Raw genomic sequence first — 11567 nt, 5'->3', positions numbered from 1 at the left:
GCCCGGTGCGATGCACCGGGCCGACCGCCTTTCCCCGTTCTCGCCCGCCGGCCGATGTCCGACCCCGCGTCAAGTGCCCTGGGGCACAAGGGATGCCCTTTAGCGCGTGGGGCGGGGGGTCCGCAAGTACCACCGCCCCCATTGAGCTATTTTCCGATGATCTGTTCTACCGTGCTGCGGCGAATCCCGGGCGTGGACCGCAGTTGAGGTGGCATGCTGCTCAGCGTCAGGGGGTTGGTACCAATTACCGCACTGTTGCCAGTAGTGGGGCCGGAGGTCGATGTGTCCGCCAGCGTGAACCCGACGGTCCGCCGCCGCAGGCTCGGCGCCGAGCTCCGGCGGCTGCGCGAACTCCGAGGGATGACCGCCGAGGAGGTGGCCGGCCGCCTGATGGTCTCCCAGTCGAAGATCAGCCGACTGGAGAACGGCCGCCGCTCGATCAGCCCGCGCGATGTGCGCGACCTGTGCGACGTCTACGAGGTCGAGGACGAGCGGGTCCGCAACGGACTGATGGAGATGGCCAAGGAGTCGCGCCAGCGCGGTTGGTGGCACGAGTTCGGGGACATCCCGTACAGCGTGTACATCGGACTGGAGGCGGAGGCCTCGTCGATCCGGGCCTACGAATCCTCGTTCGTGCCCGGGCTGTTGCAGACCCCGCAGTACGCCGAGGCAGTGGTGACCGGCACCCAGCCGGACACCGATCCGGCGGCGATCCGCCGCCGGGTGGAGGTGCGGCTCAAGCGCCAGCACCGGATACACGGCGAGGACCAGCTCGGCAGCCTGTGGGTGGTGGTGGACGAGGCGGTGCTGCGCCGCCAGGTCGGCGGGCCGCAGGTGATGGCGGAGCAGCTGTTCCAGCTGGTCGAGCTCGGCGAACGACCGAACATCAACCTGCAGGTCATACCGTTCAGCAACGGTGCCCACCCCGGGATGACCGGGACATTCTCCCTGATGGAGTTCCCCGAGTCAGCAGATTCCACGGTCGTCTACTTCGAAGGAGTGACGGCCGATCTCTACTTGGAGAAGGAAGCCGACGTACGCCGCTATACCAATCTCTACGACCACCTGCGAGCCGCGGCGCTGAGTGTCACGGAGAGCCGGTCGATGATCACCCAATTGGCAGAGGAGTTCATGCAATGAGCAAGGCCACCGAGACCCTGACCTGGCGCAAGAGCAGCTACAGCGGCGGCAACGGCGCGTGCGTCGAGATCGCCGTCCCGTCTTCTGCCTCGATCGCGGTCCGGGACTCCAAGGACCCGCACGGCGCGCAGCTGCACTTCTCCAACGCGAGCTGGGCGGCTTTCGCGGCCGCCGCCGCCGCGGGCGCCTTCGGCGAGGTCTGATCCACGGCTCCCTGCCCACCCCACGGTGCCCGTCGCTCCCCCTGCGGCGGGCACCGTGGCATCCGCCCGGCCCCGGCCGCTGCGGCGGGCACCGTCGCAGCCGCCCGCCCGGGCCTCAACTGCCGACCGGGTAGCGGGTGTTCCAGCCCTCGGTGCCGTGCAGGGCGGGGCCGTGCAGCAGTTCCAGCACCAGGTCGTCGGCGAGTTCCAGGATCGCGCCGCGGCCCTCCAGTTCGGCCAGCAGCTCGGGCGGCAGCGCGGTCTCGCCGTGCAGGGCGCCGAGCAGGTTGCCGCAGATGGAGCCGGTGGAGTCGCTGTCGCCGGAGTGGTTGACCGCCAGCAGCAGGCCGCTGCGGACGTCCTCGGCGACCAGGGCGCAGTACAGGCCGATGGCGAGCGACTCCTCGGCGGTCCAGCCCGCGCCGAGTTCCTCGACCCGTTCGGCGGAGGGCACACCGGCCCGGACGGCGTCCAGGGCGGCGCGCAGGGCGGCGGTGGTCTCCTCGTGGCCGGGCCGCTCGGACAGCAGCGCCAGGGCGAGGTGGACGCCCTCCTCCAGGGTGCCGCCGCGGGCCACCGCGTGGACGATCACCGCGAAGGCCCCGGCGGACAGGTAGCCGGTGGGGTGGCCGTGGGTCAGCACCGAGCATTCGACGGCCAGTTGGAACACCAGGGCCGGGTCCCAGGCGGTGAGCAGCCCGAACGGGGCGGCGCGCATCACGGTGCCGCAGCCCTTGGAGTTCGGGTTGCGCGGCTCCTCGACGGTGGGCAGCGGCCCGTCCCCGGTGCCGGCCAGGCCGGACAGGCAGGCGTTGCCGGGGGCGCGGCGGTCGTACAGCCACTCCTCACGGCCCAGCCAGCCGAGGTCCTTGCGGCGCTCGTCGGGGCCCCAGTCCTGCTGGGTGGCGTACCAGCGCAGGTAGGCGCGGTGCACGTCGGACGGCGGGTGCCAGGCGCCGCTGTCGCGGCCGATGTGGGCGCGGATCAGGCCGTCCACGGTGAACATGCTCATCTGGGTGTCGTCGGTGACGGCGCCGCGCCGCCCGTAGGCGCGGACGTAACCGGTGACGCCCGCCGCGCCGTGGGTGGCCCGGATCTGCTCCAGCTGTTCGAACTCGATGCCGGCGCCGAGGGCGTCACCGATCGCGCCGCCGAGCAGACAGCCCCGTACCCGGCTGCGGAAATCCTGCTGCTGGGCGCGTGACCACAGGGGCATCACGGGTGGGGGCCTTTCGGTCGGCGGCGTCGGACAGCAGACGCACTGTATTCGAAGGCTCGCTCGAAACCGCCGGGCTCCACCGAACATCCATCCGCCCGCCGCCGGGCGGCCAGGGCGGGCCCGTTACTCCAGCACGGGCAGCAGCCGGGGCAGGTGGCCGTCCGAGGCGAGGGCCGCCGCGCGCCGTTCGGCGGGCACCTGCCCGTAGTCGGTGGTGCGCTGCCGGGCCGGACGGCCGGCCAGGGCGGCGATCGCCTCCAGATCGCGGACCGACTTGTAGGAACCCCAACCGGAGCCCGCCATCCGGGAGATGGTCTCCTCCATCAGCGTGCCGCCCAGGTCGTTGGCCCCGCTGCGGAGCATCTCGGCGGCGCCCTCCGCGCCGAGCTTCACCCAGCTGGTCTGGATGTTGGGGATGTGCGGGTGCAGCAGCAGCCGGGCCATCGCGGTCACCGCCCGGTTGTCGCGCGCGGTCGGGCCGGGCCGGGCGATGCCCGCCAGGTACACGGGGGCGTTGGTGTGCACGAACGGCAGCGTGACGAACTCGGTGAACCCGCCGGTGCGCTGCTGGAGTTCGGCCAGCAGCCGCAGGTGGCCCAGCCAGTGCTTCGGGGTGTCGACGTGCCCGTACATCATGGTGGACGAGGAACGCAGGCCCAGCTCGTGCGCGGCGGTGACCACCTCCACCCAGGTCGCGGCGGGCAGCTTGCCCTTGGTGAGCACCCAGCGCACCTCGTCGTCGAGGATCTCCGCGGCGGTGCCGGGGATGGAGTCCAGCCCGGCCCCCTTGGCCCGGGTCAGCCAGTCGCGGATCGAAAGTCCGGTGCGGGTGGCGCCGTTGACCACCTCCATCGGCGAGAACGCGTGCACGTGGATGCCCGGCACCCGCTGCTTCACGGCCCGGGCGATGTCGAAGTACGCGGTGCCCGGCAGGTCCGGGTGGATGCCGCCCTGCATGCACACCTCGGTCGCGCCGACCTCCCAGGCCTGCTCGGCCCGTTCGGCGACCTGGTCCAGCGACAGGGTGTACGCGTCGGCGTCGGTACGGCGCTGCGCGAACGCGCAGAACCGGCAGCCGGTGTAGCAGACGTTGGTGAAGTTGATGTTCCGGGTGACGCAGTACGTCACCTCCTCGCCGACCGTGTCGCGGCGCAGCTCGTCGGCGATCCGGCACAGCGCGTCCAGCGCGTCCCCGTCGGCCTGGAACAGCGCCAGGGCCTGATCGTCCGTCAGCTTCGTCGGGTCGTCGGCGGCGGTGGACAGCGCGGCCCGGACCTCGGCGGGCAGGCGGCGCGGGGCGGGGACGGCGACCTGTTCGCGCAGCGACTCCCAGTCGCCGTAGACCTCGTCGAAGTCGGAGCGGCGGTCGCCGGTGCGGCCCTCGGTGTCGACGGTGCGGAACAGGTCGGTGCGGCCGCCGCCGGTCATCGGCTCCTCCGGCTCCTGCCAGGGCAGGCCCGCGGGGCGGCGGCCCTCGACGGCCAGGCCGGTGGCCGGGTCGGCGAGCGCCCGCACGTGCGGCAGCAGCCGGGGGTCGAGCCACGGCTCGCCGCGCTTCAGGTACTCGGGATGGATCGTCAACCGCTCGCGCAGGGTGAACCCGGATTCAGTGGTCCGTTCGGCCAACTCTTCGATGTGCGGCCAGGGGCGCTCCGGGTTGACGTGGTCGGGCGTCAGCGGCGAAATGCCGCCCCAGTCGTCGATGCCGGCGCCGATCAGCAGCGCGAATTCGGCGTCCACCAGGTTCGGCGGCGCCTGGATCCGGGCCGCCGGGCCGAGCACCAGCCGGGCCACCGCCACCGTGGCTGCCAGCTCGGACAGTTCGGCGTCCGGCATGGCCCGCATCGCGGTGTCCGGCTTGGCCCGGAAGTTCTGCACGATCACTTCCTGCACGCCCTGGTAGGCCCGGGCCACCTTGCGGATCGCCAGCAGCGACTCGGCCCGCTCCTGGTACGTCTCGCCGATGCCGATCAGCACCCCGGTGGTGAACGGCACGGCGCTGCGCCCGGCGTCCTCCAGCACCCGCAGCCGCACCGCCGGTTCCTTGTCCGGCGAGCCGTGGTGCGGGCCGCCGGGCTCCGACCACAGGCGGGTGGCGGTGGTCTCCAGCATCATGCCCATCGACGGAGCGACCGGCTTGAGGCGCTGGAAGTCCGTCCAGGACAGCACGCCGGGGTTCAGGTGCGGCAGCAGCCCGGTCTCCTCCAGCACCCGCACCGCCATCGCCCGCAGGTACGCCAGGGTGTCGTCGTAGCCGTGCGCGTCCAGCCACTCGCGGGCCTCGGGCCACCGGTCCTCGGGGCGGTCGCCGAGCGTGAACAGGGCTTCCTTGCAGCCGAGTTCGGCGCCCTGCCGGGCGATCTCCAGCACCTCGTCCGGGGACAGGTACATCCCGTGGCCGTCCTTGCGGAGCTTGCCGGGGACGGTGACGAAGGTGCAGTAGTGACAGCGGTCCCGGCACAGCCTGGTCAGCGGGATGAACACCTTGCGGGAGTACGTGATGACGCCCGGGCGGCCCGCCTGCTCCAGCCCGGCGTCACGGATCCGCGCGGCCACCCCGCACAGCTCCGACAGGTCCGCGCCGCGCGCCTGGAGCAGCACCGCCGCCTCCGCGGCATCCAGCGCCACCCCGTCCCGGGCCCGGCGCAGCGCGCGCCGCATCGCGGTCGGCGTAGGGGAAGAGGGGACGGGCAGCGAGGGCTCGTGACTCATGGGCCCGACCCTACGCGAGGTGTACGCCTGTGGAACTACCGAACCCTGAGGGCGTCTCAGGGTCGCCATACTCCGGATACAACGCGAGACGTAGCGCGATCTGCTGCCGGCGGGCGACGCGACACGGGGGGCCGCGGGGCTTCAATGGACAGTGACAGCAGACGAGCTCTGAAGGGGGCCGCAGTGGACCAGGAAGCCACCGCAGTACAGAACTTGACGGCACCTCGGGCGGGCAGGCGCCGCACCGCCGTCCGGATCGGCGTGCCGGTGGCGATTGCCGCCGTCGTCGCCACCGGCATCGGCCTGGTGCCCGCACTGGCCAGCGACGAGTCGCCGAACCTGCCGGCCATCAGCGCCCAGGATCTGATCGCCAAGGCCCTCTCCGCGAACACCGACACCTTCAGCGGAACCGTCCGGGTCAACGCCGACCTGGGCCTGCCCACCGCGCTGACCGACCTCGCCTCCGGCTCCGGCCCGCTCGGCGAGATGGCCCGCGGCGCCGGCGCCAAGACCGGCAGCGCCGACCCGCAGATGAAGGCCGTCGAACTGCTCGGCGGCTCGCACACCCTGTCCGTCGTCTCCGACGGCCCGGACCGCCAGCGGCTCACCCTGTCCGGCCAGAAGTCCGGCTACGAGCTGGTCCACAACGGCGACCAGGTGTGGGCCTACGACCGCAGCTCCCAGCAGGCCCTGCACCTGACCGGCGCGGGCACCGACGGCCACCGCCCGGACGGGAAGGAGGGGATCGGCTCCATCACCCCGCAGGACATCGCCAAGCAGCTCCTCGAACACTCCTCCGCCACCACCTCAGTGACGGTGGACGGCACCGAGCGGGTCGCCGGGCACGCCGCGTACAAGCTCAGCATCAAGCCCAAGCAGGCCGGCTCCACCGTCGCCGAGATCCGGGTCTCCATCGACGCCGAGAAGGGCCTGCCGCTGGCCGTGCAGCTGCGCACGGTGGACGGCGCCACCGCGTTCGACGTGCGCTTCGGCACGCTGTCCTACGCCAAGCCGGAAGCCAAGACCTTCGAGTTCAGCGTGCCCAAGGGCGCCAAGGTGGTCGAGCAGTCCGCGAAGGAGCACGCCGCCAACCCGATGCCGTCCGTCCCCGGCCTGCCCTCGCTGCCGACCGGCGGCGCCGACGGGGCGAAGGCGGGCGTCATCGGCGAGGGCTGGACGGCCATCGCCCGCGGCGAGGCCGGCGCGGACGCCGCGAAGGGCATCGCCAAGTTCGCCGGCCGCGAGGTCAAGGGCGGCACCCTGGTGTCCACCCGCGTCGTCAACGCCCTGATCACCAAGGACGGCAAGATCTACATGGGCGCCGTCACCCCGGAGACCCTGGAGCAGGCCGCGGCCTCCGGTAAGTAACCACGATCGGTGCGCGGGGCCCCGGGATCACCTCCCGGGGCCCCGCGTCGTCAGTTGGAGACCGCCGCCTCCGCGGGCGCCGCGACCGCGACCGGCCGCCGCTCCGCCCGCACCCGGCGCAGCGCGTCCACGCTCAGCACCACCAGCGCCACCCACACCAGCCCGAAGCCCGCCCAGCGGGCCGGCGACATCGACTCGTGGAAGACCGTCACCCCGATCAGGAACTGGAACACCGGCGCCAGGTACTGCAACAGCCCCAGCGTGGTCAGCGGTACCCGCAGCGCGGCCGCGCCGAAGCACATCAGCGGCACCGCCGTGATCACGCCGCTGGCCATCAGCAGCGCGGTGTGGCCCCAGCCGTAGTGCCCCAGGCTGCCCTCGCCGCGCACCCCCAGGTACACCAGCACCCCCAGCGCGAACGGGAACATCACCGCGCTCTCCACCGCCAGGCTCTCCGGCCCGCCCAACGCGACCTTCTTCTTCATCAGCCCGTACGTGGCGAACGACAGCGCCAGCGTCAGCGCGATCCACGGCAGCCGCCCGTACGCCACCGTCAGCACCGCCACCGCGGCCACACCGACCCCGACCGCCGCCCACTGTGCGGTGCGCAGCCGCTCACGCAGCACCAGCACGCCGAACGCGATCGTCACCAGCGGATTGATGAAGTACCCGAGGCTGGTCTCCACCACATGCCCCGCGTTCACGGCCCAGATGTACACGCCCCAGTTCACCGAGACCGTGGCCGCCGCCACCGCCAGCAGCGCGAGCCTGCGCGGCTGCCGCAGCAGCGGGCGTATCCACCCCCAGCGCCGGCGTACGAGCAGCATCACCGCCACCGCCACCAGCGACCACACCATCCGGTTCGCCAGAATGTCCACCGCCCCGGCCGGCTCCAGCAACGGCCAGAACAGCGGGAACAACCCCCACATCCCGTACGCCGCAAAGCCGTTCCAGAGCCCGACCCTGGCCTCCCGCCCGCTCTCCGCCATGGCCCGCCCTTCACCCGCGCACGAAACGTCCTACGAAAGGTAGCGGCACGCGGGTGAAGGTGTCATCCCCAAACGGCACTTTTGCTGCTGACGGGGTGGTGTTTCCGGCCCCTCAGCCAGTCACCGTCCAGGTACTGGATCCCGCCAGCAGACCGGCCAGCTCCCCCCGCCCCTTCTGCTCCTCCGCCAACGCCAGCTGGTCCGCCATCTGCGTGTCGTACACCGGCCGCTTCACGTCCCGCAGCACCCCGATCGGCGTGTGGTGCAGCATGTCCGCATCCGTCAGCCGGGTGAGCGCGAACGCCGTCGTGGGGCTACCGGCATGCGCGTCGTGCACGAGGGCCTCCCCCTCGGCCCGCGGCGCGATCCGGAGCTCCCCGTCCGCCCCGCGCACCACGTGCCGGTCCGCACCGACCAGCACCGGCTGCCCGTGCTCCAGCCGAATCAGCGCCTCGTCCCGGGTGCCGGGCTCCTTCAGGAGCTCGAACGCTCCGTCGTTGAAGATGTTGCAGTTCTGGTAGATCTCCACCAGCGCGGTGCCCTCGTGCTGCGCCGCCGCCCGCAGCACCGACTGAAGGTGCTGCCGGTCCGAGTCGATCGTCCGCGCCACAAAACTCGCCTCCGCGCCGATGGCCAGCGACAGCGGGTTGAAGGGCGCGTCCAGCGAACCCATCGGCGTGGACTTGGTGATCTTCCCGACCTCACTGGTCGGCGAGTACTGGCCCTTGGTCAGTCCGTAGATCCGGTTGTTGAACAGCAGGATCTTCAGATTGACGTTCCGGCGCAGCGCGTGGATCAGGTGGTTGCCGCCGATCGACAGCGCGTCGCCGTCGCCCGTCACCACCCACACCGACAGGTCCGGGCGGGACGCGGCCAGGCCGGTGGCGATCGCCGGGGCGCGGCCGTGGATCGAGTGCATGCCGTACGTGTTCATGTAGTACGGGAAGCGCGAGGAGCAGCCGATGCCGGAGACGAAGACGGTGTTCTCCCGGCGGATGCCGAGCTCCGGCATGAAGGACTGGACGGCGGCCAGGATCGCGTAGTCGCCGCAGCCGGGGCACCAGCGCACTTCCTGGTCGGTCTTGAAGTCCTTCGCGGACTGCGGGCCGTCGGCCTTCGGGACGAGCCGCAGGGCGGGGAAGTCGGTCATCGGGTCGCCTCCGCGTCGAGCGTGCCGATCGCCGCGTGCAGCACGTCGGCGAGTTGGGCGGCCTTGAACGGCAGGCCGCGCACCTGGTTGTAGGACTGCGCGTCCACGAGGTACTTCGCGCGCAGCAGCAGGGCGAGCTGCCCGAGGTTCATCTCGGGAACGATCACCCGCTCGTACCGGCGCAGCACCGTGCCGAGGTTGGCCGGGAACGGGTTGAGGTGGCGCAGGTGGGCCTGGGCGACCTGGCCGCCGTCGGCCCGGACCCGGCGCACCGCGGCGGTGATCGGGCCGTAGGTGGAGCCCCAGCCGAGCACCAGGACCCGGGCCTCGCCGCTCGGGTCGTCGACCTCGACGTCCGGCACCTCGATGCCGTCCACCTTGGCCTGCCGGGTGCGGACCATGAAGTCGTGGTTGGCCGGGTCGTAGGAGATGTTGCCGGTGCCGTCCTGCTTCTCGATGCCGCCGATCCGGTGCTCCAGGCCGGGGGTGCCGGGCACCGCCCAGGGGCGGGCGAGGGTGTGCGGGTCGCGCTGGTAGGGGCGGAAGGTGCCGTCGGGGCCGTTCGGCTCGGTGGCGAACTCCACGCGCAGGTCCGGCAGTTCGTCGATCTCCGGGATCTTCCACGGCTCGGAGCCGTTGGCCAGGTAGCCGTCGGAGAGCAGGAACACCGGGGTGCGGTAGGTGAGCGCGATCCGGGCGGCGTCGAGCGCGGCGTCGAAGCACTCGGCGGGCGTCGCGGGGGCGACGATCGGCACCGGGGCCTCGCCGTTGCGGCCGAACATCGCCTGCAGCAGGTCCGCCTGCTCGGTCTTGGTCGGCAGGCCGGTGGACGGGCCGCCGCGCTGGATGTCGACCACCAGCAGCGGCAGTTCCAGCGACACCGCCAGACCGATGGTCTCCGACTTCAGCGCCACGCCCGGGCCGGAGGTGGTGGTCACGCCCAGCGCGCCGCCGAACGCCGCGCCGAGCGCCGCGCCGATACCGGCGATCTCGTCCTCGGCCTGGAAGGTTCGCACGCCGAAGTTCTTGTGCTTCGACAGCTCGTGCAGGATGTCCGAGGCCGGGGTGATCGGGTACGAGCCGAGGAACACCGGCAGCCCGGACCGCTCCCCCGCCGCGACCAGGCCGTACGACAGCGCCAGGTTCCCCGAGATGTTCCGGTACGTGCCGGCCGGCAGCTTGGCCGGCGGGACCTCGTAGGAGACCGCGAAGTCCTCGGTGGTCTCGCCGAAGTTCCAGCCCGCCCGGAACGCGGCCACGTTCGCCTCGGCGATCTGCGGCTTCTTCGCGAACTTCTGCCGCAGGAACAGCTCGGTGCCGTGGGTCGGCCGGTGGTACATCCAGGACAGCAGGCCCAGCGCGAACATGTTCTTCGCCCGCTCGGCGTCCTTGCGCGCCAGGCCGCTGTCCTTCAGCGCCTCCAGCGTCAGCGTGGTCAGCGGCACTGGGTGCAGCCGGAACGACTCCAGCGAACCGTCCGCCAGCGGGTCCTTGTCGTAGCCGACCTTCGCCAGCGCCCGCTTGGTGAACTCGTCCGTGTTGACGATGATCTCGGCGCCGGCCGGCAGGTCCGGCAGGTTCGCCTTCAGCGCCGCCGGGTTCATCGCCACCAGCACGTCGGGGGCGTCGCCGGGCGTCAGGATGTCGTGGTCCGCGAAGTGCAGCTGGAAGCTCGACACACCCGGCAGGGTGCCTGCGGGGGCACGGATCTCCGCCGGGAAGTTCGGCAGCGTGGACAGGTCGTTGCCGAACGCCGCCGTCTCCGAGGTGAACCGGTCGCCGGTGAGCTGCATACCGTCGCCCGAGTCACCCGCGAACCGGATGATCACCCGGTCCAACCGCCGAATCGGCTTGGCCACCCGCCCGGACCCGCCCTGCGGCCCCGACCGGGCCGAGGCCGGACCCGACCGGCGCTCGCCGCCCGGGCCGTCCACTGCCTCTGACTGATCGACCTGACTGGTCACTGCCGCGGACCTCCTCGAAGGGGAGCCAGCAGCGGGCGTGAGCCGTGTGCCCCGTCCGCCTGGCGCACCAAGGGAATCCTAAGCGGGCAGAGCACCGGTGGAAGGGAACTCGCGAAGACCGCCACCGCGGGTTGACGGGCCGGTCAGGACTCCAGATACGCCAGCACCGCGAGAACCCGCCGGTGATCCTCCTGGCTCGGACCCAAACGCAATTTCTGGAAGATGTTCGACACATGCTTCTCGACCGCACCGTCGGACACCACCAGTTGCTTGGCTATCGCCGCGTTGGTCCGGCCCTCCGCCATCAGCCCCAGCACCTCGCGCTCACGGGGCGTCAGGTTCGCCAGCGTGTCCACCTGCCGGCTGCGGCTCAGCAACTGCTGCACCACCTCCGGGTCCAGCGCCGTACCGCCCTCCGCGACCCGGGTCACCGCATCCACGAACTCCCGCACCTCGGCGACCCGGTCCTTCAGCAGGTACCCCACCCCGCGGGTCGAACCCGCCAGCAGCTCACCCGCGTACTGCTCCTCCACGTGCTGCGACAGCACCAGCACACCCAGCTGCGGGTGCCGCTTGCGCAACTCCACACACGCCCGCACCCCCTCATCGGTGTGCGTCGGCGGCATCCGCACATCCGCCACCACCACATCCGGCAACGAGCCCTCCCCGTGCAGGCCGTCCACCGCCCGCAACAGCGCCTCCCCGTCACCGACCCCCGCCACGACCTCCATCCCCCGGTCCGTCAGCAACCGCGTCAGCCCCTCCCGGAGCAGCACGGAATCCTCGGCGATCACCACACGCAACATGAGACGAACCCTAGCG

General features: G+C 71.7%; 9 protein-coding genes. 3 read left to right on the top strand and 6 right to left on the bottom strand.

Annotation, left to right across the window (positions count from 1 at the left end):
- Positions 1-282 precede the first annotated feature (282 nt).
- Positions 283-1140 carry a helix-turn-helix domain-containing protein gene (locus ACFV18_RS05290; RefSeq protein ID WP_380479494.1) on the top strand — a complete coding sequence of 286 codons (858 nt, stop codon included), beginning with the start codon at positions 283-285 and terminating at the stop codon, positions 1138-1140.
- A complete protein-coding gene (locus tag ACFV18_RS05285; RefSeq protein WP_380479492.1) occupies positions 1137-1343 on the top strand; it encodes a DUF397 domain-containing protein in 207 nt (68 codons plus the stop codon). The genes ACFV18_RS05290 and ACFV18_RS05285 overlap by 4 nt, the downstream gene beginning before the upstream one ends.
- Before the next feature lie 115 nt (positions 1344-1458).
- Here ACFV18_RS05285 and ACFV18_RS05280 read toward each other — a convergent pair whose 3' ends face one another.
- Together ACFV18_RS05280 and ACFV18_RS05275 are read right to left on the bottom strand one after the other, a co-directional pair.
- Positions 1459-2559 (bottom strand): ADP-ribosylglycohydrolase family protein, encoded by a 1101-nt coding sequence (locus tag ACFV18_RS05280; protein ID WP_380479489.1) that lies wholly within the window; start codon positions 2557-2559, stop codon positions 1459-1461.
- Between the two features lie 126 nt (positions 2560-2685).
- Positions 2686-5274, bottom strand: a complete 2589-nt coding sequence (locus ACFV18_RS05275) for a bifunctional FO biosynthesis protein CofGH (RefSeq protein ID WP_380479486.1) — start codon at positions 5272-5274, stop codon at positions 2686-2688.
- 183 nt (positions 5275-5457) lie between these two features.
- Here ACFV18_RS05275 and ACFV18_RS05270 point away from each other — a divergent pair, with 183 nt between their 5' ends.
- Complete coding sequence (locus tag ACFV18_RS05270; RefSeq protein WP_380479484.1) at positions 5458-6642, top strand: outer membrane lipoprotein carrier protein LolA; 1185 nt, start codon at positions 5458-5460, stop codon at positions 6640-6642.
- A gap of 50 nt (positions 6643-6692) precedes the next feature.
- Here the strand turns inward: ACFV18_RS05270 and rarD are convergent, their stop codons facing one another.
- From rarD to ACFV18_RS05250, 4 genes are all read right to left on the bottom strand, one after another.
- Positions 6693-7631 (bottom strand): EamA family transporter RarD, encoded by a 939-nt coding sequence (gene rarD / locus ACFV18_RS05265; RefSeq protein WP_380479482.1) that lies wholly within the window; start codon positions 7629-7631, stop codon positions 6693-6695.
- 112 nt (positions 7632-7743) lie between these two features.
- On the bottom strand, positions 7744-8781 hold the full coding sequence (locus ACFV18_RS05260; RefSeq protein WP_380479479.1) for a 2-oxoacid:ferredoxin oxidoreductase subunit beta: 1038 nt from the start codon (positions 8779-8781) through the stop codon (positions 7744-7746).
- Positions 8778-10640, bottom strand: a complete 1863-nt coding sequence (locus tag ACFV18_RS05255) for a 2-oxoacid:acceptor oxidoreductase subunit alpha (protein WP_380479477.1) — start codon at positions 10638-10640, stop codon at positions 8778-8780. The genes ACFV18_RS05260 and ACFV18_RS05255 overlap by 4 nt, the downstream gene beginning before the upstream one ends.
- A gap of 248 nt (positions 10641-10888) precedes the next feature.
- Complete coding sequence (locus tag ACFV18_RS05250; protein ID WP_380479866.1) at positions 10889-11548, bottom strand: response regulator; 660 nt, start codon at positions 11546-11548, stop codon at positions 10889-10891.
- Positions 11549-11567: the final 19 nt, after the last annotated feature.

The sequence above is a fragment of the Kitasatospora sp. NPDC059673 genome, assembly GCF_042734215.1.
In the GTDB taxonomy this organism is placed as follows: domain Bacteria; phylum Actinomycetota; class Actinomycetes; order Streptomycetales; family Streptomycetaceae; genus Kitasatospora.
Note: the sequence above shows the minus strand (reverse complement) of the source record. Positions and strands in the feature narration are given on the sequence as shown.

Bases quoted from the DNA above. Each gene is read 5' to 3' on its own strand.
- ACFV18_RS05285 (WP_380479492.1), top strand. From the start codon at position 1,137: ATGAGCAAGGCCACCGAGACCCTGACCTGGCGCAAGAGCAGCTACAGC.
- ACFV18_RS05280 (WP_380479489.1), bottom strand. From the start codon at position 2,559: ATGCCCCTGTGGTCACGCGCCCAGCAGCAGGATTTCCGCAGCCGGGTA.
- ACFV18_RS05275 (WP_380479486.1), bottom strand. From the start codon at position 5,274: ATGAGTCACGAGCCCTCGCTGCCCGTCCCCTCTTCCCCTACGCCGACC.
- rarD (WP_380479482.1), bottom strand. From the start codon at position 7,631: ATGGCGGAGAGCGGGCGGGAGGCCAGGGTCGGGCTCTGGAACGGCTTT.
- ACFV18_RS05260 (WP_380479479.1), bottom strand. From the start codon at position 8,781: ATGACCGACTTCCCCGCCCTGCGGCTCGTCCCGAAGGCCGACGGCCCG.